Source organism: Phycicoccus sp. HDW14 (assembly GCF_011383005.1).
In the GTDB taxonomy this organism is placed as follows: domain Bacteria; phylum Actinomycetota; class Actinomycetes; order Actinomycetales; family Dermatophilaceae; genus Phycicoccus.
The window spans coordinates 341,891-365,608 of sequence record NZ_CP049935.1; the positions used below are offsets into that span (position 1 = coordinate 341,891).

Below are 23,718 nucleotides of genomic sequence, written 5' to 3' on the forward strand. Positions count from 1 at the left end.
GTCCGCTCGGGCTACCTCTCCCAGGGCGTGCAGGACCAGCAGGCCTTCGAGTGGTACCTCGGAGCCACGGCGCACAACCTCTCGACGTTCTCGAACCCGCTGTCCAGCGACCTCCAGAACTTCCCCGCCGGGGTCAACCTCATGGCCAACGCGGCGGTGCTCGGCCTCGGGGTGCCGCTGACGCCCCTGACCCTCCTCGCCGGGCCCCACGTCACCTTCGTCCTCCTCGAGCTGCTCGGCCTGGCCCTCACCGCGACCGGCTGGTACTGGATGACCCGGCGCTGGCTGCCGGTGCACCCCGTCGCGGCCCTCCTCGCCGGGGCGCTCGCGGGCTTCGGGCCCGGGATGGTCAGCCACGCCAACGGGCACCCGAACTTCGTCGTCCAGGCGCTCGTGCCCGTCATCCTCGACCGGCTGCTGCGCGTGCTCGCCGGCCGGCGCCCGGTGCGTGACGGCGTCGTGCTCGGCCTGCTCACCGCCTGGCAGGTGCTCATCGGCGAGGAGGTGCTGCTGCTCACCGCCATCGGGGTCCTCGTCGCGGCGGCCGTGTGGCTCGCGCACCGCCGGCCGCCCTGGCGCCCCGTGCTCACCGGCCTCGGCCTCGGCGCCCTCGTCACCCTGGTGCTCGTCGCCGTCCCGCTGTGGTGGCAGTTCCGCGGGCCGCAGTCCTACGCCTCGATCTGGCACCCACCGGCCGGCAACGACCTCGCCCAGCTGTGGGGCCGGGCCACCCGCACCGTCGGGGCCGACCCGTGGGCCTCGGCCGCGGTGTCGATGAACCGCACCGAGGAGAACTCGTTCTTCGGGGTGCCGCTGCTCGTCGCGGCCGCCGCGACCGTGGTCCTCCTGTGGCGCAGCGTCCTCGTCCGGGTGCTCGCCGCCGTCGTGCTCGTCTCCTGCTGGCTCTCGCTCGGTGAGGAGCTGACCCTCCACGGCACCCCGCTCGGCATCCCCGGCCCGTGGGCGCTGCTCGAGCACGTGCCGGTCGTCGAGAACGTCCTGCCGACCCGGTTCACCCTCGTCGCGCTCCCGGCCCTGGCCCTCCTGCTCGCGCTGGGTGCGGAGGGTCTGCGGCGGGCCGTCGAGCGCTACGTCGGGACGCCCGGCCCCGGCCTGGCGCTCGCCACGGTGACGGCCGTGCTCGTGCTGCTGCCCGTCGTGCCGACCCCGCTCGTCGTCGACCCGCGCCCGGTCGTCCCGGCCTTCTTCACCGAGGGGCGGTGGCGCGACCACGTCGACGAGGGCGGCTCGGTGCTGGCCGCGCCGCCCCCCAACGTCGCCGACGCGCGCGCCCTGGAGTGGCAGGCCGCGGCGCGCTGGGGCTTCCCCGTCGTCGCCGGCTACTTCGTCGGACCCGACGGCACCGAGGAGCGCGGGGGGCAGTACGGTGCGACACCGACGGGCCTGACGACGTGGCTCGCCGAGGTCGCCCAGGCAGGCACCGAGGTCCCCGTGGGCCCCTCGGAACGGGCAGGCTTCGTGGAGGACCTCCGGGCCGGGCGGGTCGACGCCGTGGTCCTGCCGGAGGACCGACCGGCCGCAGCGGCGCTGCGCGACTCGATCACCTCGGTGTTCGGCGCGCCACGACGGCTCGGCGGGGTGTACCTGTGGGACGTGAGGGAGCTGACCGATGGCCAGGGCTGAGGTGGCGCCGGCGCCGGAGCCGGTGACCGGCGAGCAGCCGGTGCGCGGCTCGGTGCTGCGCCGGCTGTTCAGCAGCGAGGGCCGCCACGAGCTCGCCGGGCGCGCGCTGGCCCGGCCCATCCTCACGGTCCTGACCGTCTACGCGCTCTCCCGCGTCGTCTCGCTGGTCGCCCTGTGGGTCGCGGCGACGTGGTTCCAGAACCCCGCCGGCGTCGGGCACGCCGACCCGACCGTCGGCGACCTCATCGGCCTCTGGGACGGCGTCTGGTACCGGCGGATCGTCGAGGACGGCTACCCCGTGCCGCTGCCGGTCGACGCCGACACCGGGTTCTACACCTACAGCGCCTGGGCGTTCTACCCGCTGTACCCGTACCTCGTGAAGGCCGTCATGGTCACCGGGCTGTCCTTCGAGGTCGCGGGGGCGGTGCTCAACCTCGTCCTCGGCGCGGTGGCGGCGGTGCTCGTCAACGCCCTGTTCCGCAGCACCTACCACGCCGCCCGCCAGCCGCAGCGTGAGCGGCTGGCCCTCGTCGCCGCCTGCCTGTGGTGCCTCTACCCGACGACGTCGGTGATGCTCAAGCCCTACACCGAGGCCCTCGCCGTCGCGCTCGTCGCGGGCGCCCTGCTCCTGCTCGTCCGGCGCCAGTACCTCCTCGTGGCCGCCGTCGCGCTGCCGCTCGGGCTGACCCGCGGTGTCGCGCCGGCGCTCGGCATCGCGGCCCTCATCCACCTCGTCGTCCGCTGGCGCGAGGAGCGGGCCGCCGGGCTGAGGCCGCTCGCCGGGCAGCGCGCCGCGGTCGTGACGATGCTCGCCGCCCTCGGGGTCAGCGGCATCGCCTGGCCGGTCATCGCGGGCATCGCCACCGGGGTCCCGACGGCGTTCTTCGACGTCCAGGCCGCCTGGGGCCAGAAGCCCGCCGACGGCCCGTTCGTCCTCTGGTTCGCCTGGGCCTGGGACTCCAAGGGCGTCCTCGGGGTGTGCGTCCTCGTCGCGCTCGTGGCCACCTACGTCGCCCTCGTCCTCGGCCGGCACGGCCGGTGGATGAGCGTCGAGGTGCGGGCCTGGGCGCTGGCCTACCCCCTCTACCTCTTCGCGGTGGTCCGCCCGATCACCTCGATGTGGCGCTTCCTGCTGCTCGACATGCCGCTGGCCGCGCTCCTCGCGTCGGTCGCGATGCGCACCGCGAACGGCCAGCAGGTCGTGGCGCACTGGAAGCGGCGGGTCGCCGTGGTGGCCCTCGTGCTCGTCGGCGGGATCCTCTGGTGGACGTGCAGCCTGCTCACGTACACCCCGTGGGGCTCGTTCCCGCCGTGATTCGTGCGCTGCGGATTTCGTGAGGTCGGAGGCCTACGCGATAATGGGTTCCTCCGTCCGGCGGTCCGGCGCCGGACCGCCACGCGGCGCGATCTCCGCTGCCGCGCAGAAGAAGGGAAACACGCCATGGCGGCAATGAAGCCGAGGACGGGCGACGGCCCGCTCGAGGTCACCAAGGAGGGCCGCGGCATCGTGCTGCGCATGCCGCTCGAGGGTGGTGGCCGGCTCGTGGTCGAGATGACCCCGGACGAGGTCCGTGCGCTCGGCGAGGCCATCGACAACTGCGAGGGCCTGAACTGACCCGCTCCTGAGCCGTTCGACGGGGCCCCCGACCAGCACCGGTCGGGGGCCCCGTCGCGTCCGTCCCGGGCCGGGACGAGTCGTGAGACGCGGTGGCGAGGCCCCGGCCCGCCACCTAGCGTCGGGGCCATGAACGCTGGCTACGGACTGACGGTGCGGTGGTCGCTCGAGGACGCCCCGCGGGGGCCGCCGACGACCTGCGCGAGTACGTCGTCGGCACCTCCATCGCCCGCTTCATGTTCCTCGACGGCCTGGCCTTCAAGGTGTGGCGGATGCGCGAGGGGGAGTGGTTCGAGGGCACCTACGTCTTCGACAGCGAGCAGGAGCGCCAGCACTTCCGCGAGGGCTTCGAGCCCGGCGCGGCGACCGCCCCGGGCAGCGCGATCATCGGATCGGGACCCGTGCTCCTCGAGGAGTGGGAGGTCGTCGCCATCGCCGAGGGCCCGGCCGGCTTCCGGCGCGGCGCCGGCCCGTCGGTCAGCTGAGCGACCCGCGGGCGGACGCTCGCGCCCGCCTCGAGCCCTAGCGCCGGACGGCCACGAGCACGCCGTCGCTCACGGGCAGCAGCGCCGTGACGAGGTCGTCGTGGTCGCGCAGGGCCTTGCCGAGGTCACGCAGCGTCGAGGTCGTCTCGTCACGGGCCGCGGGGTCGGCGACCCGGTCGTGCCAGAGCATGTTGTCGACGACGAGCACGCCCCCGGGCCGCAGCAGCCGCACGGCGTGCTCGACGTACGTGGGGTAGGTGTCCTTGTCGGCGTCGACGTGGACCATGTCGTAGCCGCCGTCGGCCATCCGCGGCAGGACCTCGGCGGCCGCACCGGTGATGACGCGGGTGCGCTGGTGCGGGTAGCCGGCCTCGGTGTAGGCCTGCTTGGCGAGGCGCTGGTGCTCGGCCGAGACGTCGATGGTGGTCAGCACGCCGTCGTCGGGCATCCCCGCGAGCAGCCAGAGCCCCGACGTGCCGGCGCCCGTGCCCACCTCGAGCACGTGGCGGGCGCCCACGGTGGCGGCGAGCAGGCGCAGCACCGCGCCGGCACCGGTGCCGACGGGGGAGGCCGCGCCGAGCTCGACCCCCCGGCGGCGGGCGGCCTCGTGGACCTCCGGCTCGGGGACGAACTCCTCGGCGTAGGACCAGCTGGCCGGCTTCAGTCCACTCATGGCGGCAACCCTAGTGCGCTCGGAGGGGGTCGGCGCGACGGCGATTCCCAGCCGGCGTTCAGGGTTCCCGGGAACAATTCACGGCCACGACGCGTATCGATGGGTGACATGAGCAGCCTGGTGAGGGACGAGCCGATGACGACGCAGCAGGACGCCGCCCCGGCGTGGGTCCCGCCGTCCTGGGAAGAGGTCGTCGAGCAGCACTCGGCGCGGGTCTACCGGCTGGCGTACCGCCTGACCGGCAACGTCCACGACGCCGAGGACCTCACGCAGGACGTGTTCGTCCGGGTCTTCCGGTCGCTGCACACCTACCAGCCCGGCACCTTCGAGGGCTGGCTGCACCGCATCACGACCAATGTCTTCCTCGACAAGATGCGCCGCAAGCAGCGGATCCGCTTCGACGCCCTGTCGGACGAGTCCGCGGCCCGGCTGCCCAGCCGCGGTCCGGGTCCGGAGCAGTCCTTCGAGGACACCCACCTCGACGACGACGTCCAGCGCGCGCTCGACGCCCTCTCCCCGGACTTCCGCGCCGCCGTCGTCCTCTGCGACATCGAGGGGCTCTCCTACGAGGAGGTCGCGGCGACCCTCGGCATCAAGCTGGGCACCGTGCGCTCGCGCATCCACCGCGGCCGGTCCCAGCTGCGTGAGGCCCTCGCCCACCGCGCCCCGACGCCGCGCCCCGAGGTCACCGTCGCGCCGCGCCGCGGACCCATCGTCCGCCGGCCCGCCGCGGGAGCGGTATGACGGCTCGGGTGGGCGTGCAGTGCCTCGACGACGAGCTCTCCGAGTACGCCGCCGGGCGGCTCGGCGACGAGCGCCGCGACGCCTGGGAGCACCACCTCGTCGCCTGCGAGCTGTGCCGCCACGCGGTCGGCCAGGAGCGGCGGCTGCGCGAGGCGCTGGCCGGCGCCCCCTCGATGCCCGGTGACCTGCGGGTCACCCTCCTCGCCCTCGGCCGCGGGATCGCCGCCGAGCCCCGCCCGGCCGGTGGACCCGGCCCGCTGGCGCTGCTCGCCCCGAACGACCCGCCGTGCCACCGCAGCGCCCTGCGGGCCACCGTCGTCGCGGCCGCGGCCGGCGGGGTGGCCGCGGCGGCCGCCTGGAGCCTGACCGTCATCGGCGTCCCCGTGGCGCCGCGCCAGGGCGCCGTGCCGGGGACATCGGCCCCCGCGGTGGCCACGAGCCGACCGGCCGCGCCGCTGTCGGCGACCGTGGTCGTGCCCGTCCGGTGGACGAGTGGCCCCTCGGCGCCCGGGTCGGGCGGCCAGCGGGCAGAATCGACCCCATGAGCGAACGGCAGCCCGGGACCGACGACTGGCAGCCGTGGGACCGGGGTGACCGCGAGGGGCCCACCGACCCGACGGCACCGGCCCCCCACCCCGGTCCGGTCGAGACGTCCTCGCCGGCCGACGGCACGCCGGCCCCGCCCCACGCCCCCGCGCCGGTCTGGGCCACCGCCGGCACGCCGACGACCGAGCTTCCGACGTCCGCCCCCACGGCGCCGTCGCTCCCGAGCCCGCGTCCGCCGCGGCCACGACGCAGGCCTACCCGCCGATCAGCGGCTCGTGGGCCTCGGTGCCCCCCGCCCCGCCCAACCACCCGGCGACCCCGCTGTCGGCCCCCGAGCCCTCCCGCCGACGCGGCCCGGGCTGGGGCGCGCTCGTGGGCGCCACCGTCGCCGCGGCGCTTCTCGCGGGCACCGGGGGCGGCATCGTGGGCGGCTACCTCGCCGACCGGGGATCCGGCTCGTCCGGCGCACCCGTCGCCGCGCCCAGCCCGGGTGCCGGCGCCACGACGCGTCCGCAGGGCTCCATCGCCAACATCGCGGCCAGCGCCCTCCCGAGCGTCGTCACGCTGCGGGTCGAGGGTGCCGACGGCGCCGCGACCGGCTCCGGCTGGGTCTACGACGACGCCGGGCACGTCGTGACGAACAACCACGTCGTCGCCGGCGCCGACCCCGGAGAGGACATCACCGTCGTCCTCTCCGACGGGCGCCAGGTCAAGGGCAAGGTCGTCGGGCGCGACGCCTCCTACGACCTCGCCGTCGTCAAGGTCTCCGGGGCCTCGCTCGCGGCGCTGCCCGTCGGCCGCTCGGCCGACGTCGTCGTCGGCGACCAGGTCATCGCCGTCGGGGCGCCGCTCGGGCTGGACTCCACCGTGACCAGCGGCATCGTCAGCGCCCTCGACCGCCCGGTGACGCCGGGCCAGCAGGACGACCAGTCCTACATCAACGCCATCCAGACCGACGCCGCGATCAACCCGGGCAACTCCGGGGGGCCGCTGCTCGACATGCGCGGGCAGGTCATCGGCGTCAACTCGGCGATCGCCCGGGTGCCGGGCAGCTCGATCAGCGGGCAGAGCGGCAACATCGGCGTGGGGTTCGCGATCCCCAGCGACCAGGTGGCCACGACCGTCCAGCAGCTCATCGCCGACGGCAAGGCCGAGCACCCCGTCATCGGGGTCTACCTCGACAGCGCCTACCAGGGCGAGGGCGTGCGCATCGCCGACGGCGGGCCGAACAGCTCGCCCGCGGTCAACCCCGGCGGACCGGCCGACAAGGCGGGCCTGAAGGCCGGTGACGTCATCGTGGCGTTCGAGGGCAAGCCGGTGAGCGACGACGGCGAGCTGGTCGTGAAGATCCGCGCCCGCAAGGTCGGCGACTCGGTGAAGCTGACCGTGCGTCGCGACGGCAAGGAGCGGGATGTCACCATGGTCCTCCAGGGGTCGGAGTGACCGCGAGCGCCCCGGTGCCTTCGGAAGGGGTGTGACGCCGTGTTCGGCGTGAACGGTTGGGAGGTCGTCCTCCTCGCCCTCATCGCGGTGTTCGTGCTCGGCCCGGACAAGCTCCCCGAGTACGCCGCCAAGCTCGCGCACGCCATCCGGCGGCTGCGGGTGATGGCCGAGGGTGCCAAGGACCAGCTCAAGGACCAGCTCGGCCCGGAGTACGAGGACATCAACTGGCGCCAGTACGACCCGCGCCAGTACGACCCGCGCCGCATCGTCCGCGAGGCGCTGCTCGAGCCGCTCGACGAGGCCGTGGCGCCCATCCGCGGTGAGATCGACTCGGTGCGTGACGCGACCCGCCTCCGCCGGGTGCTGGGGCAGCAGGGGCGGCCGGTGCGGCCGCGGGGGCGGCGGCCGGTGCCACCGGGACGACCACCGACGGCGTGGCCGACGACGTGGTCGACGAGCCGCTGCCCTACGACGAGGTCGGCGCCGACCTCGACGCCGCCTACCAGCCGTGGCTCGCGCCGCAGGAGTTCGACCCCGGACGGCCGACTCCGTACGACACCGACGCCACCTGACGCCCGGACCGCGGGGGCGGTGGGGTTCGCGTCAGCGACCGACGGGGGAGAGGCCCAGCGAGCGGCCGGCGAGGCCGCGCGAGCGGCTGGCCAGCCCCTTGGCGATGCCGCGAAGGGCAACTGCCGCAGGCGAGTCCGGCTCGCCGAGGACGACCGGCACCCCCTGGTCGGCGCCGACGCGCAGCCGGGTGTCGAGGGGGATCTGACCGAGCAGGGGCACCTCGGAGCCGATCGAGCGGGACAGCGACTCGGCGACCTCGCGCCCGCCGCCGGACCCGAAGATCTCCTCGCGGGTGCCGTCGGGCAGCTCGAGCCAGCTCATGTTCTCGATGACGCCGGCGAGCCGCTGGTGGGTCTGCAGCGCGATGGAGCCGGCGCGCTCGGCGACCTCGGCCGCGGCCTGCTGCGGGGTGGTGACGACGAGGATCTCGGCGCCCGGCACGAGCTGGGCGACCGAGATCGCGATGTCGCCGGTGCCCGGGGGCAGGTCGAGGAGGAGGACGTCGAGGTCGCCCCAGAAGACGTCGGCGAGGAACTGCTGGAGGGCCCGGTGCAGCATCGGCCCGCGCCACACGACGGGCTGGTTGCCGGGCACGAACATCCCGATCGAGATGACGCGCACGTCGTGGCTGACCGGCGGCATGATCATGTCGTCGACCTGGGTCGGCTTGTGCTCGACACCGAGCATCCGGGGGATCGAGAAGCCGTAGATGTCGGCGTCGACGACCCCGACCGACAGGCCCTCCTGCGCGAGGGAGGCGGCGAGGTTGGCCGTGACCGAGCTCTTGCCGACGCCGCCCTTGCCGGAGGCGACGGCGTAGACGCGGGTCAGCGAGCCGGGCTGGGCGAAGGGGACCTCGCGCTCGGCGGTGCCGCCGCGCAGCTTGGTCTTCAGCTCGCCGCGCTGCTCCTCGCTCATGACGCCGAGGGTGACGCTGACGTCGGTGACGCCCTCGACCTTCGAGAGGGCCGCGGTGGTGTCGCCGGTCAGCTTGTCCTTGAGCGGGCAGGCGGCCACGGTGAGGAGGATGGTGACGGCCACCCGGCCGTCGTCGTCGCAGGCGAGGTCGCCGACCATCCCGAGCTCGGTGACGGGGCGACGGATCTCGGGGTCGATGACCGTCTCGAGGGCGGCGTGGAGGGCGGCGGTGCTGACCTGCGGCATGCCCCGAGTCTAGGTCGGGTCCGGCCGTTCGCCGTCGTCGGCCCCGTCGTCGGCTCCCGCCACGGTGACGGCGAGCCCACGCTCCTCCATCTCGTCGAGCAGGTCGCGCAGCTCGCTGCGGACGAAGTCGCGGGTGGCCATGTCGCGCAGGGCGATGCGCAGGGCCGCCACCTCGCGGGTGAGGAACTCGGTGTCGGCGAGGTTGCGCTCGTCGCGGGAGCGGTCCTGCTCGAGCGCCACGCGGTCGCGGTCGGCCTGCCGGTTCTGGGCGAGGAGGATGAGCGGGGCGGCGTACGAGGCCTGGAGGCTGAGCATCAGGGTGAGGAAGAGGAACGCGTAGGGGTCGAAGGCCCACGGGGTGAGGGTGTTGAAGGCGATCCACGCGGCGATGAAGATCGTCATCCCGATGAGGAACCCGGGTGTGCCCATGAAGCGGGCGAACTTCTCGGAGAGGACCCCGAAGGACTCCTCCGAGAAGGCGCTGGGCAGCGCGAAGCGCCGTCGGGTGCTCTCGCGGGGCTGGTCGATGCGGGCCCGCCGCTCGCGCTCAGCCACGCGTCACCTCGGTGTGGGCGACGACGTCGTGCCGCTCCTCGCGCCAGTCGTCGGGAAGGATGTGGTCGAGCACGTCGTCGACGGTGACCGCACCGAGCAGGTGCCCCTCCTCGTCGACGACCGGCATGCCGACGAGGTCGTAGGTGGCGAGCATCCGGGTCACCTGGCCGAGGCTGGCGGTGGGCGGCAGCGGCTCGACGTCCTTGTCGATGATCCCGCCGACCGCGGCGTGCGGCGGCTCGCGCAGCAGCCGCTGGATGTGGACGATGCCGAGGAACTTGCCGGTGGGTGTCTCGAGCGGCGGGCGGCAGACGAAGACGGTGCAGGCCAGCGCGGTCGAGAGCTCCTGGCGCCGGACGACGGCCAGCGCCTCGGCGATCGAGGCCTCGGGCCCGAGGATGACCGGCTCGGTGGTCATCAGGCCACCGGCGGTGTTCTCGTCGTAGGTGAGGAGGCGGCGCAGGTCGGCGGCCTCGTCGGGCTGCATCTTCGCGAGCAGCTCCTCCTGGCGCTCCGGCGGCAGCTCGGAGAGCAGGTCGGCGGCGTCGTCGGGCTCCATCGCCTCGAGGACGTCGGCGGCGCGGGAGACCTCGAGGCCGACGAGGATCTCGACCTGGTCGTCCTCGGGCAGCTCCTCGATGACGTCGGCGAGCCGCTCGTCGGCGAGGGCGGCGGCGACCTCGGCCCGCCGCTGCGGGGTGAGGTCGTGGATGACCTCGGCGAGGTCGGCGGGCTTGAGGTCCTCGTAGGTCTCCAGGAGGCGGGCGGCGCCCTGGCCCTCGCTCGCGTCGCGGATGCCGCGGACGTCCTCGATGGGCGCGACGAAGGTCTCGCCGCGACGACGGCCGATGCCGAGCCGTCCGGGGCGCGAGGCGGAGAGGCGGACGGCGGCGCGGGTGACGCCCCAACCGCGCGGGCCGAGCTGCTCGATGCCGATGTCCTGCACGGTGGCGCCGACGACGTCACCGGAGTCGACGCGCACCTGGACCTCGCGCTCGAAGAGCTCGGCGACGACGAGGGTCTCGTTGGGTCGCTGCTCGAAGCGGCGCATGTTGACCAGGCCGGTCGTGATGACCTGGCCGCCCTCGACGCTCGTGACCCGGGTCATCGGGACGAAGACGCGGCGGCGGCCGGGCACCTCGACGACGAGGCCGATGACGCGCGGGCGGCTGCGGCTGGCGCTGAAGGTGACGACGACGTCGCGGACGCGGCCGACCTTGTCACCGAGCGGGTCGAAGACGTCCAGCTCGGACAGGCGGCCGACGAAGGCGCGGGTCGGCGTGCTCACGGCTGACAGGCTAGCCGCCGGTGGGCCGCGGGTCCGTGCTCCGGTGGCTCAGGGAGTCGTGTTGCGCCGGGCCCGGGCCCGACCGCGCCAGTGCCACGGGCGCCAGCGGGTGGTGGCCGGGCCGGCCGGGCGCACGGGGGCGGCGCCGGAGCCGTCCTCGTAGTGGCCGGGGGACTCGACGGGCCGGCCGTGCGGGGTGACGACGTGGATGGTGCAGCCCTGGCGCCAGCGCTCGACGACGTCGCCGGTCGCGTTGAGGCGCTCGGGGCGCAGGACCTCGGCGGCGGCCTCCCACTCGGGGGAGCCGGTGGCCAGCTCCTCGGCGGTCGCGCGCATCGTCAGGAGCCGGCCGCCGGAGTCCTTGCTGCGCAGGATCACCTCGACCTGGGTGGGGAGCCAGGGGAGGGACTGCTCGCCGGGTCCGGAGACGACGTAGGCCGCCGGGCCGGTGCCGCGGGAGTCGCCGTCGTCGTGCCAGGCGTGCCACACCGGATGGGTCCCGCCGCCGGGGACGTGGATCCAGAGCAGGCCGGACTTGCTCGCCGCCTCGTGGACGAGGCGCGTGACGTCGGGTCCCGCGGACGGGTCCGGTGCGGGGTCGGGCGCGGCCTCCTCGGGCATGTCCGCACTCTTCCACACGGGGGCGTGGTGCTGGCCGGTGCGCGGGATCCGTCGTCCACAGGTGGCGGGTTTCGAGGGGTTGTCCACAGGGCGACGGTTCCGTCTGGGCGGGGGTCGGTGGACGGTGGGAGAGTGGCGGCATGGCAACGGGGACAACCGAACTCGCGGAGCGACGCTCCACGCTCAGGGCTGCCCGGGACGCGCTGTTGGGGTTCGGGGGGTGCTCTCGGCGGCGTCCGGTGCGGAGCTGTGCGAGCTGCTGTCGGTGGTCGACGAGGTCGCGGCCCTGAGCGCGGCCGCCCGGGTGTCGATCGCGGTGGAGGCCGTAAGTCGGGGTGAGGTGGCCGGTGCGGGGGTGCAGGCCTGGCTGTGCGAGAACGCGCCGTCCCTGCGCCAGGGCGGGGCGGCCGCGGTCGCCCGCATCGCCGTCGACGTCGTGGCCTCCGGCTCGTCCTCGGGTCGGGGCGTCGGGCCGGATGAGGAGTCCCCGCTCGGTCTGGTCTGGGCGGCGGTCCGGGACGGGAGCCTCGGGGCCGGCACGGCGTGCGCGGTGCTGCGTGAGGCGGCCCGCCTCGAGCCGGTCCTGCGGCCCGAGGCGCGGCCCACCGTCACCGAGGCGCTCGTCGACCTGACCGTCGCCCACGGGACGACGATGATGCGCCGGCTGCGCCCGAGGCTCGTCGCGCAGTACGGGCAGCGTGGCGAGCTCGACGACCTCCACCGGCGGCTGAGTCCGCCGCCCGGCTGTCGATGCCGCGCATCGAGTCCGGTGGCCTCACGGAGTACCAGCTCTGGATGACCCCCGAGCAGGCGGCGACGCTGGAGGCGGCCATCGGGCCCCTCTCGGCGCCGGCGCCCAACGCGGAGACGGGGGAGCGCGACCTGCGCACGGCCGGGCAGCGCCGGGTCGAGGCGCTGACGGAGGTGTGCCGCGTCGCGAGCGGTCCGGAGTCCTCCGACACCCGGGGTGCGGCCACCACGCTGCACGTGACGATGAGCCTGGGCGACCTCCAGCGGGTCACCGGTGCCGGTGAGGTCCTCGACTCCGTGGCCGAGGGCACCCTCGTCGGGCCCGAAGCACTGCGGCGGCTGGCCTGTGACGCGGCACTGGTCCCGCACGTGCTCGGCAGCGCCGACGAGCCGCTGACCGTGGGCCGCCTCGTGCGGCTGTTCACCCGTGCCCACCGCCGCCATCTGCGCCTTCGCGACCGAGGGTGCACCTTCCCCGGATGCACCGCGCCGGCCGCGTGGGCCCGCGCCCACCATGTCCGGCACTGGGTCGACGGCGGCCGCACGGACGTCACGAACGCCGCGCTCCTGTGCCAGCGCCACCACACGACCGTCCATCGCCGGAGGCTCTGGGCCACGGTGCGCGAGCGACCCGACGAGCACGGCCGGTACGTCGTGTGGGACCTGTCCGACGGCTCCTACGACCGCGGTCTGGCCGCCCTCATGTCGCACGGCCCGTCACCGAACCGCCGGCCCCTCGACGGCGACCACCAAACCACCCCTGCCGCCTGACCGCCCGCGCCCCGACCCGTCCGGATCGGCCGCCGATGAGTGGACGCCTGCCCGGTGCCCGACATGTCTTCGGTCCATGACGGGCACCACTCGACGCTCGCCCACCAGGTCGGGTCCGGCTGCGCGAGCATCCTGAGCAGAGGGGGACGTGTCACCGTGGCCCTCGTCGTGGGCGGCGCCGCCGTGCGCGGCATTCAGTCACCCGAGCCCTCCATCCGCCGGTGCCCCACATGAGCTCAGCCGGCGACGGTGCGGTGATGCACGACGCGGCACATGGGCCGCGCCCTGCATCACCGCGATGCACCGCGGACGATGGACCGCGCTCGGTGCATCGCGCGGCCACTGGGTCATGCCGCTCCGGGGAGGTCCATGTTCCAGGTGGTCCGCGTGAAGGGGCCGGTCGTGTCATGGACTCGGTGCAAGGCTGTCTCCTGAACGGAGGCAGCGATGTGGTCACAACCCAGCGTGGGCAAGGTGTGGGACTGGCTGCTGCTCGGCCTGCTGTCGCCGATCGTGCTCCTCCTGGGTGTGGGTCTCCCCGCTGACTGGGCGCAGCACAACGGCAAGGCCCTGAAGGGATCCGCGACAGTCACCAGCACAGAGACAACCCGCGGAGGCGAGGTCGCCGTCGTGGAGGTCCGTAGCGTCTCTGGGGAGGTCGTTGCCAGCGACCAGGAGGTCAATGGCGAGGCACCCCATCGGGTGGGCGCCACGTTCCCGGTGGACTACCTCGCACCGGACGGCGCCGGCGACACCCAGGTCTACGTCGCCGGGCACGATCCGTTCGCCACGAACCTGCTCGTCTTCGCGCTCGTGCTCGTCCCGTGGATGACTTCCCTCGCGTTCGCGGGCGGCCGCATGGCTGGGATGACCAGAGCCTGGCGGCGAGGCCGCCCGGGCCGGCCGCAGCGGTACTCGGCGGGGCGCGGGTACATCGATGACTGAGTCCCGGCAGTCATCCGCTCCTGCCGCGGAGCCGGTCCGACCGTGCCGCAGCGGAACGCTCGGTCCGGGGCTGGCATGCTCGTGCCCATGACGCCGGAGGGGCCACGATCCCTGCTCGAGCAGGTCGTCGGTGCCGTCGTCGGAGGGGCCGCAGAGGTCGAGTGGGTGGAACCCGGTGATGGGTGGACAGCGCACGTGCGGCTGCACGGCGCCGGGGGGCGCCTCAGCCATGTGCTGACCTCGCCCGAGGTGCAGGAGGCACGGTTCGACGTGCCTCCGTGCAGCGTCGTCATCGTCACGACCACCGATGAGGACGAGGTGCTCGAGGCGCTGGCGAAGCTCGCTCGGGCGGCCCTGGAGTACTCACGGGGTGGCGGCCAGGTGGAGCGTGCACGAGGGGTCTTCGGTACCCGCCCGGTCCTCGTCCTGCGCACCGAGGACGGTGAGTGGCGGATCGGGAAGCGGAGCGCCTCGATCCCGTACCAGCGGCTCTAGGCATCCGCTCCTGCCGCCCCGAGCGAGGAGCGACGCCGTGGCCTGCGCACACGCGCCCTCATCTACCGCGGGTGGCCGATACCCGCGTGGTGCTCGTCGTGGGTGGGACGATGCCGGCATGGTGAAGAAGCGGCGGCGTGCGACGACGTTCGCCGAGCTGGCCGGCCAACCCACGTGGTCGGAGACGGCGGCCGCGCGACAGGGCGAGCACGCCGTGCGGCCGGGGGGCGTCAACGTCGCCGGCGACTTCTTCGACCCGAGTGGCCGGCGCCTCGTGTTCGAGAGTGCGGACATCGGCGTCGACGTCGCCCAGCAGCTCGTCGATGCCGGAGCCCTCGTGGTGGCCGAGAGCTGTGGTTGCGGCGGAGGCTTCGGGGCTGCACGGCGATCTGGCTGGATGACCAGCAGCTGCGCGAGCTGAGGGGCGGGCCGCCGCCGATCTTCACGGGGAGGCATCGTGCCTCCACGTGGCTCGACGTGTGGATGAGCGGCGACCGCAGGGTCGTGTACGCCCATGGCGACGTGTCGTGGGGCGGGCTCGTGCTCGGCTGAGGACTCGTCCGCTCGTGTCACGTGACGGACCGGAGTGGCCCACGCCCGTTCGCCCGCAGGCTACTGCGCGGACGGGGCCTCGTGTGGTTCCATCGCGCATGGAGTCCGCAGCGCAGCGGCGTGCGCCGGCCGACGGGCCGGTGGTCCTCGTGGTCGACGACGACGAGGCCGTGCGCACCGTCGTGCGCTGGCAGCTGGAGGACGACGGTTTCCGGACCGTCGAGGCCGACGACGGTGCCACCGCGCTCCGCCGCATCCGCGACGACCGGCCGGCGCTCGTCGTGCTCGACCTGTCGCTCCCGGGCCTCGGTGGCCTCGACCTGCTGCGCCGGGTCCGCAGCGGGGGACGGGCCGGTCCGACACCCCGGTCATCGTGCTCTCGGGTCGCAACGGCGAGACCGACCGCATCGTCGGTCTCGACCTCGGGGCCGACGACTACCTCGTCAAGCCGTTCTCGCCCGGCGAGCTGGCCGCGCGCGTCCGGTCGGTGCTGCGCCGCACGAGCCCCGAGCTGTCCGGCGAGACCATCACCGTCGGGCCGCTGCAGGTCGAGCCGGCGAGCCGCCGCGTCGTCGTCGACGGCACGGAGGTCGACCTCACCCCCAAGGAGTTCGACCTCATCGCCTTCCTCGTCACCCACCCCCGCCAGGTCTTCAGCCGCAGCCAGCTGCTCGACCGGGTGTGGAGCTCGTCGTCCGAGTGGCTCGGCGAGGCCACCGTCACCGAGCACGTGCACCGTCTGCGCCTCAAGCTCGAGCAGGACCCCGCCCACCCGCGGCTCCTGCTCACGGTGCGGGGCGTCGGCTACCAGCTGAGCGACGCCGGATGAGCACCGCCGAGCTGCCCGAGGTCGCGACCGCACTGCGGCCCGACGACGTGCGGGAGATGCTGGAGCGGCAGACCGAGCTGCTCGAGCTGATCGCGGCGGCGGCCCCGCTGCGCGACGTGCTGACCCGCATCCTCACCTCGCTCGAGGAGTTCATCCCGGGCGCCCGGTGCTCGGTGCTCCTCCTCGACCGCGACCGCGGGACGCTGCACCACGGAGCCGCCCCGAGCCTCCCGGGCGCGTACGTCGCGGCCATCGACGGCCTGCCCATCGGGGACGGCGCCGGGTCGTGCGGCACGGCGGCGGCGCTCAACACGGCGGTGGTCGCCCACGACGTGCGGACCGACGCCCGCTGGGTCGCCTACCGGCCGGTGGCCGAGGCGGCCGGGCTGCGCAGCTGCTGGTCGACGCCCATCGACGGCCGGGACGGCCTGCCGGTCGGGACCTTCGCGGTCTACCACCCGCACCCCCACCGCCCGACCGGGCGCGAGGAGCTGCTCGTCGACCGGTTCACCCACCTCGCCTCGGTCGCGATCGAGCACGCCGACGTGCTCGGGGAGCTCGTGGAGAGCGAGGAGCGCTTCCGTCGCTCGTTCGACGACAACTCGCTCGGCATGGCCATCCTCGGCCTCGACCGCCGGGTCGTGACGGCCAACACAGCCCTCGCCGCGGTCCTCGGGTGCGAGCCCCCGGACCTCGCCGGCCGTCCGCTCGCCGCGGTGCTCTCACCGACCGACGGGTCCCTCGACGCCCGCCTCGACACCCTGCGCCCCGGCGACGCCCAACCGGTCGTCTTCGAGGCCACCCTGCACCGGCCCTCCGGCCGGGAGCTGCAGGTGGAGGTCACCGTCTCCCTCGTCCACGCCCGGGACGGCGCGCCGGCGCAGTACGTCGTCAACGTCTTCGACCTCACCGAGCGGCGGGCCGCCGAGCAGCACCGCCGGGCGCGGCTCGAGGCCGAGACGGCCCGGCGCACCGCGGAGCAGCTGCTGCGGGAACGCTCCGCACTGCTCGCGGCGGTCGGGCACGAGGCGCGCACCCCCATCCAGGCGATCGTCGGCTTCGTCGAGCTGCTCGGCACCATCGAGCTCGACCAGGACCGACGCCGCGAGGCGCTGGCCCGCATCGACGCCGCCGCCGGTCACGTGATGGACCTGCTCGCCGACGTGCTCGACCTCAGCCGGCTCGAGGCCGGAGCGCTGCCCCTCGTCCCCGAGCCGGTCCGGGTCCGGGAGGTGGTGGCCGAGGTGCTCGGGCTGCTGGCGCCCGTCGCCGAACGGCGTGACGTCGGCCTGGCGCAGTCGCTCGACGACGACGTCGTGCTCGCCGACCGGCGCCGGCTGCGCCAGGTACTGCTCAACCTCGTCGGCAACGCCATCCGGCACGGGGTGGCCGGCGGCGGGGTCGAGGTCCGCACGCGCACGGCTGACGACGGATGGGTCGTCCTGTCGGTCGACGACGACGGCCCCGGCATCCCGCCCGAGCTCCTGCCGCGGGTCTTCACCCCCTTCGTCAGGGCCACCCCGGTGGCGGCCGACGACGAGGGCGGCATCGGGCTCGGTCTGGGCCTGGCCCACGGGCTCGTCGAGGCGATGGGCGGCGAGCTGACGGTGGGCGCGTCCTCCTCCGCGGGGACCTCGATGCTCGTGCGCCTGCGTCGACCCTGACGCGTCAGGCATCAGGCGTCGGGCGTCAGGCGTCGTCGGAGGCGGCCCACCCCGTGACGGCGACGACCCGGCAGACGAGGATCCGGTGGAACGGCTTGTCCGCGTACTGGGGGACGGTGCGTGCGAGCCGGTCGGCGAGCTCGTCGGTCAACGTCGTCGGCGGGTCCGGAAGGTGCTCGAGCTGCGCGCGCACCCACCACAGCCGCGACCAGTCCTCGGTCTCCCAGTGCTCGACGAGCAGCGAACCGCGCGGGTCGGCCTCGAGGTTGTCCTCGCGCCGCAGCCGTGAGGAGGTCTTGGGCTTGACGGTGTCGATGGGGACGCCGACGTGCCCGTCCTCGCTCAGCGCGTAGACGACCGGCTGCGGGTCCGGGCCGCGCTCGGGGTGGAGGGTGACCAGCACGCCGTGCACCTCGGCGGCGAGCCGGGTGCGTGCCTCGTCGGGGTCGAGCTTCATGGGGCCCTCCGGCCTCTCGGGGACGACGCGGGTGGCGTCCTCGGGCCGTCAGGCTAGACGGCTCGCATCATCGGGAGATCAACGCGCACGTGAGCGCCTTGACGGGCCGACGGCCGCCGGAGAGGTTGGGTCCATGAACCTCGCGACGTGGGTGGAGCGCAACGGGCGACGGCTCCGCGACCGTCCGGCCCTGGCGGTGGGGGAGGAGGTGCACGGCACCTGGGAGGTGACCGCCGCACGCGTCGCGGCCCTCGCCGGCGGTCTGCGGGACCGGTTCGGGCTCGTTCCGGGCGACCGGGTCGCCATCGTCATGGCCAACCGGCCGGAGTACCTCGAGGCCCAGTTCGCGGCGTGGCACGCCGGGCTCGTCGCTGTGCCGGTCAACGCCCGCCTGCACCGCGAGGAGGTCGCGTACGTGCTCGAGCACAGCGGGACGGCCGCGGTCGTCACCGACGACGAGCACGCCGACCTCGTCGGGCCGCTCGTCGACCGCCTCGACGGGCTGCGCGCCGTGGTCGTGGCGCCGGGTCCGGAGTGGGATGGGCTCGCCGCCTCGACACCGATCGCGCTGTCGGACAGGGGATCCGATGACGCGGCCTGGCTCTTCTACACGAGCGGCACCACCGGTCGACCCAAGGGTGCGACCCTCACCCACGGCAACCTGCTCATGGCCTCGCTCAGCTACTTCGCCGACATCGGCCCGGTCGGCGACCGCGACAGCGTCCTCCACGCCGCGCCCCTGTCCCACGGTTCCGGCCTCTACGGGCTGCCGCACGTCGCGAAGGGGGCGGTGAGCGTCTTCCCGTCCTCCGGCGCCCTCGACGGCGCCGAGCTCGCCGCCCTCGTGCGGCGCTGGCCGGGGCTGTCGTTCTTCGCCGCGCCGATCATGGTCAAGCGGCTCGCCGCCGACCCCGCCCTCGCGGGCGCCGACCTCTCCGGGCTCAAGACGGTCATCTACGGCGGGGCGCCGATGTACCTCGCCGACCTCGAGGAGGCGCTCGCGACGTTCGGCCCGCGACTCGCCCAGATCTACGGGCAGGGCGAGACGCCCATGACCATCACGGCCCTCTCGCTGGCCGACCACGCCGAGACCGACCACCCGCGCTGGCGCGAGCGGATGCAGGGAGTCGGGTTCCCGCGCACCGACGTCGAGGTCCGCGTCGCCGATGCCGACGACCGACCGCTGCCTCCCGGCGAGGCGGGGGAGGTGCTCGTGCGAGGCCCCGTCGTCATGGCCGGCTACTGGGACCAGGAGGAGGAGTCGGCCGAGACCCTGCGCGGCGGCTGGCTGCACACCGGGGACGTCGGCAGCCTCGACGACGACGGCTACCTGACCCTGCACGACCGGTCCAAGGACCTCATCATCAGCGGCGGGATGAACATCTACCCGCGCGAGGTCGAGGAGGCGCTGATGACCCATCCGGGGGTGCAGGCGGTCGCCGTCGTCGGCCGGCCCGACCCGGAGTGGGGTGAGTCGGTGGTCGCGTTCGTCGTCCTCGGCGGCGACGGATCGGGCCCGTCCGCGGAGGACCTCGACCGCACCTGCCTCGAGCGGATCGCCCGCTTCAAGCGCCCGAAGCAGTACCACCTCGTCGAGGCGCTGCCGACGAACAACTACGGCAAGGTCCTCAAGCGCGAGCTGCGCACGTGGCTCGAGGAGGGGAGGGTCCCCGACCAGCGTTGAGGAAACCATGAGGGCGCGACCCCTTGTCACGCCTCGTCGCCGGGAGGTTCGCTGGGTCCACCGGTCGGCGTGGACCTCGTGGCAGGGGACCTGTGAGCCGGCCGGCCACGACCTCGTGAGGAGATGTGTGACCGATGAAGCTCGCCCTCTACCTGCCCAACTTCCGCAACCACGTGACGGTCAAGGAGCTGGAGGACCTCACCGACCTGGCCGAGGAGCTCGACTTCGACTCGGTCTGGACCCTCGACCGCGTCATCGTCCCCGAGGCCTCCGACCGCGGTGAGCTCCAGTACCCGTTCGGGATGATGGAGCAGTTCCCGCCCCAGATGCCCGTCGCGTCCAACGGCAAGTGGTTCCAGGGCTGGCCCCTCCTGCCGTGGCTCGCCGCGCGCACCTCGAAGCTGCGCATCGGCATGAGCATCACGGACACGCCGTACCGCTCGCCCGGAGTCTTCGCCGCCGAGTGCGCGACCATCGACCACCTGTCCGGCGGCCGGCTCAACGTCGGCATCGGCGCCGGCTGGATGCCCGAGGAGTTCGACGCCGCGAGCGCCACGCACCTCTTCCCGCGGCGCCACGCCCACGTCCGCGAGACGATCGAGATCTGCCAGGGCATCTGGGCCAACGAGACCTTCGAGTACCACGGGGAGTTCGCCGACTTCGCACCCTCCGGCTTCGGCCACCAGCCGCTGCAGCGCCCCGGCCCGCCGATCTTCTTCAGCGGCCTCAAGGACCCCAAGCGCTCGGCCCGTCGCGTCTCGAAGTACGGCCTCGCCGGGTGGATCGGCATCCAGGACACCCCGCGCGAGCTCGCGGAGTGGCGCGCGGCCATCGCCCAGGAGCTGGAGGCGCTCGGGAAGTCGATCGACGACCTCGAGATGAGCAGCATGATCTGGTTCACGATCACCGACACCGAGACCGACCAGACCGACAACCGCAAGCTGACGAACATCCTCGTCGGCACCGAGCAGCAGATCACCGACCGGCTCAAGGCGTACCAGGAGGCGGGCCTGACCATGCCGCTCCTGTGGCCGCCGTTCGCCGACGTGCCCGTGTCCAAGACCCTCGACGACCTCAAGCGGCTGAAGTACGACATCATGCCCAAGGTCGAGGCCTCCTGAGCGGGCCCCCGGTCGCGCGGGTGGGCGACGCGCTCTCGCTCGCCCACCCGCGCTCACCACCGAACCCCGCTCCGTGGAAGGACCCGCATGAGCACGACCCGACCCACCGGTGACCGCACCTGGCTCGTCGCCGTCGCGGCGACGCTCTGGGGGATCTCCTCCCTGTGGCGGGGGCCGCTCGCGCGCGAGTACCCGTCGCTGGCGATCGTGTTCTGGGAGCACGCGGTGCTCACCCTGCTCACCGCGTGGTGGCTCGTGCCCGCCCTGCGCCGCCTCGCCGGCTCCTCGGCCCGCACCCAGCTGAGCGTGCTCGTCATCGGCGCGGGCTCCTCGGCCCTCGCGACGGTGATGTTCACCGCCGCCTTCCGGCTCGGCGACCCGATCACGCCGCAGGTCCTCCAGAAGCTCCAGCCCCTCATCGCCATCGCCCTGGCCGCCGTGCTCCTCGGGGAGCGGCTGCGGCGCACCTACCTCTGGTTCGCGGCCCCGGCGCTCGTCGGGGCCTGGCTGCTCGCGTTCCCCGACCCGACCTCGGTCGGTGTCTCGAGCGCCCAGGCCGCCCTGCTGGCCCTCGGGTCGGCCGCGCTCTGGGCGGCGGGGACGGTGCTCGGCCGCGCGGCCAGCGCAGAGCTGGGGTTCGCCGACCTCACGTCCCTGCGCTTCGCCCTCGGGCTCGTCACGCTCTCCATCACGGCCATGGTCACCTCGACGCCGCTCGCCGTCGGCAGCGACGCTGCGGTGAACATCCTCCTGCTCGCCCTCTTTCCGGGGCTGCTCGCGCTCGTCCTCTACTACCGGGCGCTCGGGCACACGCCGGCCTCGCGCGCCACCATCGCCGAGCTGGCCTTCCCGGTGTCGGCAGTCGTCGTCGGCATCGTGGCCCTCGGTGCCCGGCCCACGGCCTCGCAGTGGGGCGGGTTCGTGCTCGTCCTCGGCGCCGTGCTCGCCCTCGCCCTGCACGAGCAACGCAGCACCCGGCCGGCCGTCGCCGTCCCCGACGACGCCCGCGAGGCCCTCGGCGGCGAGTCCCGGGCGTCCGTCCGCTGAGCCGTCGCCGCGGCGTGGGTCACACCGTGACCTGGCTCATGCCTCGTGGTGGTGACCCGCTGCTAGCGTCCGACGCGACCGTGCACCCGCCTCGGAAGGCTCGATGATGCGCAGCGCCAAGGACTTCTTCGCCCCCTCGCCGTCGGGGCCCCCGCACCCGTGCGCGAGGTCCCGGCGCGGCCGTCCCGGATGATCCACTTCTTCGACCCGAGCAACCCGAAGATGGCGGCCAAGGTGCCTGACCTGGTCGGCAGCGTCGACGTCCTGCTCGGCAACCTCGAGGACGCCGTCAAGGCCGAGAACAAGGAGGCCGCGCGCCAGGGGCTCGTCGACATCGCGAAGGCCACCGACTTCGGCGAGCACACCCAGCTCTGGACCCGGGTCAACGCCCTCGACAGCCCCTGGGCCCTCGACGACCTGACGACCCTCGTCACCGAGATCGGCGACCGGCTCGACGTCGTCATGGTCCCCAAGGTCCAGGGCCCCGAGGACATCCACTACGCCGACCGCCTGCTCGCCCAGCTCGAGGCGAAGGCCGGTGTGCAGCGCCCGATCCTCGTGCACGCCATCCTCGAGACCGCCCGCGGCATGGCCAACGTCGAGGCCATCGCCGGCGCCAGCCCACGGATGCAGGGCATCAGCCTCGGCCCGGCCGACCTCGCCGCCGACCGCCGGATGAAGACGACCCGCGTCGGGGGCGGCCACCCCGGCTACCTCGTGCGCCAGGACCCGGTCGACGGCGACGTCGAGGGCCAGCGCGCGACCTACCAGCAGGACCTCTGGCACTACACGATCGCCCGGATGGTCGACGCCTGCGCGATGCACGGCGTCTTCCCCTACTACGGGCCGTTCGGCGACATCAAGGACGTCGTCGCGTGCGAGGACCAGTTCCGCAACGCCTTCCTCCTCGGCTGCGTCGGCACCTGGACCCTCCACCCCGTGCAGATCGCCATCGCCAAGAAGGTGTTCAGCCCGTCCGCCGCCGACGTCGCCCACGCCCGGCGCGTCAGGGAGGCGATGGGCGACGGCACCGGCGCCGTGATGCTCGACGGGAAGATGGAGGACGATGCGAGCCTCAAGCAGTGCCTCGTGATCCTCGAGCTGGCGGACCGGTTGTCCGCCAACGACCCCGAGCTCGCCGAGCTCTACGCCCCGAGCGCGGGGGAGGCCGGCGCGTGAGCGAGGACCTGCGCCCGCGGCGCTCCGTGCTCTACATGCCGAGCAGCAACGAGCGGGCGCTCGAGAAGGCGAAGACCCTGCCCGTCGACGGCCTCATCCTCGACCTCGAGGACGCCGTCGCGCCCGATGCCAAGCCGGGTGCCCGCGAGAACGCCTGCGCCGCAGCCGCATCGGGGGAGTACGGCCACCGCGAGCTGACCATCCGGGTCAACGGGCTCGGTACCGAGTGGCACGACGCCGACCTCGAGGCCGCCTGTGCCGCAGGGCCGGACGGCATCGTCGTGCCGAAGGTCGGCTCGGCCGGCGAGGTGCACCGGCTCGTCGACGCGATGGAGCGCCACGGCGCCCCCGACCGCACGCGGCTCTGGGCGATGGTCGAGACGCCCGGCGCCGTGCTCGACGCCCGGGACATCGCGGCCGCGTCCGAGCGCCTCGCCGTCCTCGTCCTCGGCACCAACGACCTCGTCAAGGAGCTGCGCGCCCGCTTCGTCCCCGGTCGTGCCCCGCTGCTCACCTCGCTCGCGCTCGTCGTGCTGGGGGCCCGCGACGCCGGGGTCGCTGTCCTCGACGGCGTGTTCAACGACGTCAAGGACCTCGACGGCTTCGAGGAGGAGTGCCGGCAGGGCCGCGACCTGGGCTTCGACGGCAAGACGCTCATCCACCCCGGTCAGGTCGACCCGTGCAACGCCGTGTTCGCCCCGAGCGAGGCCGAGGTCGAGGACGCCCACGGCCTGCTCGAGGCCTGGGAGGCCGGCGCCGGCAGCGGGGTCGTCACCTACAGGGGACGGATGGTCGAGAACCTGCACGTCGAGGTCGCGCGCGGCGTGCTGGCCACCGACGAGGCGATCCGCGCGCGCTCCTGACGTCCGTCGG

The 23,718-nt window shown here is 74.0% G+C and carries 25 protein-coding genes and 2 pseudogenes; 21 read left to right on the forward strand and 6 right to left on the reverse strand.

What is annotated here, in order from left to right:
* Nucleotides 1–27: 27 nt before the first annotated feature.
* The 4 genes from G7075_RS01760 (at nt 28) to G7075_RS01775 (ending at nt 3,744) form a co-directional block, all read left to right on the forward strand.
* On the forward strand, nt 28–1,644 hold the full coding sequence (locus G7075_RS01760; protein ID WP_166118299.1) for a glycosyl transferase: 1,617 nt from the start codon (nt 28–30) through the stop codon (nt 1,642–1,644).
* Nucleotides 1,631–2,959, forward strand: a complete 1,329-nt coding sequence (locus G7075_RS01765) for a hypothetical protein (protein ID WP_240917810.1) — start codon at nt 1,631–1,633, stop codon at nt 2,957–2,959. Before G7075_RS01760 ends, G7075_RS01765 begins: the two co-directional genes overlap by 14 nt.
* Before the next feature lie 126 nt (nt 2,960–3,085).
* Entirely contained in the window at nt 3,086–3,259 is a 174-nt protein-coding gene (locus tag G7075_RS01770; protein ID WP_166118302.1) for a DUF3117 domain-containing protein, read from the forward strand.
* Between the two features lie 158 nt (nt 3,260–3,417).
* Nucleotides 3,418–3,744: a hypothetical protein gene (locus G7075_RS01775; protein ID WP_240917811.1), complete on the forward strand. Its 327-nt coding sequence runs from the start codon at nt 3,418–3,420 to the stop codon at nt 3,742–3,744.
* A 37-nt stretch (nt 3,745–3,781) separates the two neighbouring features.
* On the opposite strand, the gene G7075_RS01780 is transcribed toward G7075_RS01775, so the two are convergent.
* A complete protein-coding gene (locus tag G7075_RS01780; RefSeq protein ID WP_166118305.1) occupies nt 3,782–4,417 on the reverse strand; it encodes an O-methyltransferase in 636 nt (211 codons plus the stop codon).
* Between the two features lie 108 nt (nt 4,418–4,525).
* Here G7075_RS01780 and sigE point away from each other — a divergent pair, with 108 nt between their 5' ends.
* The 4 genes from sigE to G7075_RS01800 all read left to right on the forward strand — a co-directional run bounded on the left by sigE (nt 4,526) and on the right by G7075_RS01800 (nt 7,722).
* Nucleotides 4,526–5,161 carry an RNA polymerase sigma factor SigE gene (gene sigE, locus G7075_RS01785; RefSeq protein ID WP_166118308.1) on the forward strand — a complete coding sequence of 212 codons (636 nt, stop codon included), beginning with the start codon at nt 4,526–4,528 and terminating at the stop codon, nt 5,159–5,161.
* Nucleotides 5,162–5,169: 8 nt separating this feature from the next.
* Nucleotides 5,170–5,706: an anti-sigma factor gene (locus G7075_RS01790; RefSeq protein WP_166118312.1), complete on the forward strand. Its 537-nt coding sequence runs from the start codon at nt 5,170–5,172 to the stop codon at nt 5,704–5,706.
* 286 nt (nt 5,707–5,992) lie between these two features.
* Entirely contained in the window at nt 5,993–7,150 is a 1,158-nt protein-coding gene (locus G7075_RS01795; RefSeq protein WP_240917812.1) for a S1C family serine protease, read from the forward strand.
* 434 nt (nt 7,151–7,584) lie between these two features.
* On the forward strand, nt 7,585–7,722 hold the full coding sequence (locus tag G7075_RS01800) for a hypothetical protein (RefSeq protein ID WP_166118315.1): 138 nt from the start codon (nt 7,585–7,587) through the stop codon (nt 7,720–7,722).
* A gap of 31 nt (nt 7,723–7,753) precedes the next feature.
* Here G7075_RS01800 and G7075_RS01805 read toward each other — a convergent pair whose 3' ends face one another.
* The 4 genes from G7075_RS01805 to G7075_RS01820 are packed head-to-tail and all read right to left on the reverse strand — an operon-like array spanning nt 7,754 to nt 11,351.
* On the reverse strand, nt 7,754–8,887 hold the full coding sequence (locus G7075_RS01805; RefSeq protein WP_166118318.1) for an Mrp/NBP35 family ATP-binding protein: 1,134 nt from the start codon (nt 8,885–8,887) through the stop codon (nt 7,754–7,756).
* Between the two features lie 9 nt (nt 8,888–8,896).
* A complete protein-coding gene (locus G7075_RS01810) occupies nt 8,897–9,442 on the reverse strand; it encodes a DUF1003 domain-containing protein (RefSeq protein WP_166118321.1) in 546 nt (181 codons plus the stop codon).
* A complete protein-coding gene (locus tag G7075_RS01815) occupies nt 9,435–10,730 on the reverse strand; it encodes a magnesium transporter MgtE N-terminal domain-containing protein (RefSeq protein ID WP_166118324.1) in 1,296 nt (431 codons plus the stop codon). Before G7075_RS01815 ends, G7075_RS01810 begins: the two co-directional genes overlap by 8 nt.
* A gap of 48 nt (nt 10,731–10,778) precedes the next feature.
* Nucleotides 10,779–11,351, reverse strand: coding sequence for a hypothetical protein (locus G7075_RS01820; RefSeq protein ID WP_166118327.1), 573 nt, complete (start codon nt 11,349–11,351; stop codon nt 10,779–10,781).
* Nucleotides 11,352–11,571: 220 nt separating this feature from the next.
* Here G7075_RS01820 and G7075_RS01825 point away from each other — a divergent pair, with 220 nt between their 5' ends.
* The 8 genes and pseudogenes from G7075_RS01825 (at nt 11,572) to G7075_RS01855 (ending at nt 17,357) form a co-directional block, all read left to right on the forward strand.
* Complete coding sequence (locus tag G7075_RS01825) at nt 11,572–12,150, forward strand: hypothetical protein (protein WP_166118330.1); 579 nt, start codon at nt 11,572–11,574, stop codon at nt 12,148–12,150.
* Nucleotides 12,102–12,872 carry an HNH endonuclease signature motif containing protein gene (locus tag G7075_RS01830; protein WP_166118333.1) on the forward strand — a complete coding sequence of 257 codons (771 nt, stop codon included), beginning with the start codon at nt 12,102–12,104 and terminating at the stop codon, nt 12,870–12,872. Before G7075_RS01825 ends, G7075_RS01830 begins: the two co-directional genes overlap by 49 nt.
* A 474-nt stretch (nt 12,873–13,346) precedes the next feature.
* Nucleotides 13,347–13,817 (forward strand): hypothetical protein, encoded by a 471-nt coding sequence (locus tag G7075_RS01835; protein WP_166118336.1) that lies wholly within the window; start codon nt 13,347–13,349, stop codon nt 13,815–13,817.
* Nucleotides 13,818–13,904: 87 nt separating this feature from the next.
* Nucleotides 13,905–14,312 carry a hypothetical protein gene (locus tag G7075_RS01840; protein ID WP_166118339.1) on the forward strand — a complete coding sequence of 136 codons (408 nt, stop codon included), beginning with the start codon at nt 13,905–13,907 and terminating at the stop codon, nt 14,310–14,312.
* A gap of 118 nt (nt 14,313–14,430) precedes the next feature.
* Nucleotides 14,431–14,733 (forward strand): hypothetical protein, encoded by a 303-nt coding sequence (locus G7075_RS01845; RefSeq protein ID WP_166118342.1) that lies wholly within the window; start codon nt 14,431–14,433, stop codon nt 14,731–14,733.
* Nucleotides 14,734–14,962: 229 nt separating this feature from the next.
* Nucleotides 14,963–15,148 (forward strand): annotated as a pseudogene (locus G7075_RS20585) (response regulator); the annotation flags it as partial.
* A gap of 89 nt (nt 15,149–15,237) precedes the next feature.
* Nucleotides 15,238–15,693, forward strand: coding sequence for a winged helix-turn-helix domain-containing protein (locus tag G7075_RS20590; protein ID WP_240917813.1), 456 nt, complete (start codon nt 15,238–15,240; stop codon nt 15,691–15,693).
* The gene (locus tag G7075_RS01855; RefSeq protein ID WP_166118344.1) at nt 15,690–17,357 is read left to right on the forward strand and encodes an ATP-binding protein; all 1,668 of its coding nucleotides are present in this window, start codon (nt 15,690–15,692) and stop codon (nt 17,355–17,357) included. Before G7075_RS20590 ends, G7075_RS01855 begins: the two co-directional genes overlap by 4 nt.
* Before the next feature lie 25 nt (nt 17,358–17,382).
* Here G7075_RS01855 and G7075_RS01860 read toward each other — a convergent pair whose 3' ends face one another.
* Nucleotides 17,383–17,814 carry a pyridoxamine 5'-phosphate oxidase family protein gene (locus tag G7075_RS01860; protein WP_166118346.1) on the reverse strand — a complete coding sequence of 144 codons (432 nt, stop codon included), beginning with the start codon at nt 17,812–17,814 and terminating at the stop codon, nt 17,383–17,385.
* Nucleotides 17,815–17,947: 133 nt separating this feature from the next.
* On the opposite strand from G7075_RS01860, the gene G7075_RS01865 reads away from it, so the two are divergent.
* The 5 genes and pseudogenes from G7075_RS01865 (at nt 17,948) to G7075_RS01885 (ending at nt 23,708) form a co-directional block, all read left to right on the forward strand.
* Nucleotides 17,948–19,498, forward strand: a complete 1,551-nt coding sequence (locus G7075_RS01865) for an AMP-binding protein (protein ID WP_166118348.1) — start codon at nt 17,948–17,950, stop codon at nt 19,496–19,498.
* A 134-nt stretch (nt 19,499–19,632) separates the two neighbouring features.
* Nucleotides 19,633–20,619: an LLM class flavin-dependent oxidoreductase gene (locus G7075_RS01870; protein ID WP_166118350.1), complete on the forward strand. Its 987-nt coding sequence runs from the start codon at nt 19,633–19,635 to the stop codon at nt 20,617–20,619.
* Between the two features lie 87 nt (nt 20,620–20,706).
* Nucleotides 20,707–21,666 carry a DMT family transporter gene (locus G7075_RS01875; protein ID WP_166118352.1) on the forward strand — a complete coding sequence of 320 codons (960 nt, stop codon included), beginning with the start codon at nt 20,707–20,709 and terminating at the stop codon, nt 21,664–21,666.
* A gap of 106 nt (nt 21,667–21,772) precedes the next feature.
* Nucleotides 21,773–22,845, forward strand: a pseudogene (locus tag G7075_RS01880) (CoA ester lyase).
* Nucleotides 22,842–23,708, forward strand: coding sequence for a CoA ester lyase (locus G7075_RS01885; RefSeq protein ID WP_256378051.1), 867 nt, complete (start codon nt 22,842–22,844; stop codon nt 23,706–23,708). The pseudogene G7075_RS01880 and the gene G7075_RS01885 overlap by 4 nt, the downstream one beginning before the upstream one ends.
* Nucleotides 23,709–23,718: the final 10 nt, after the last annotated feature.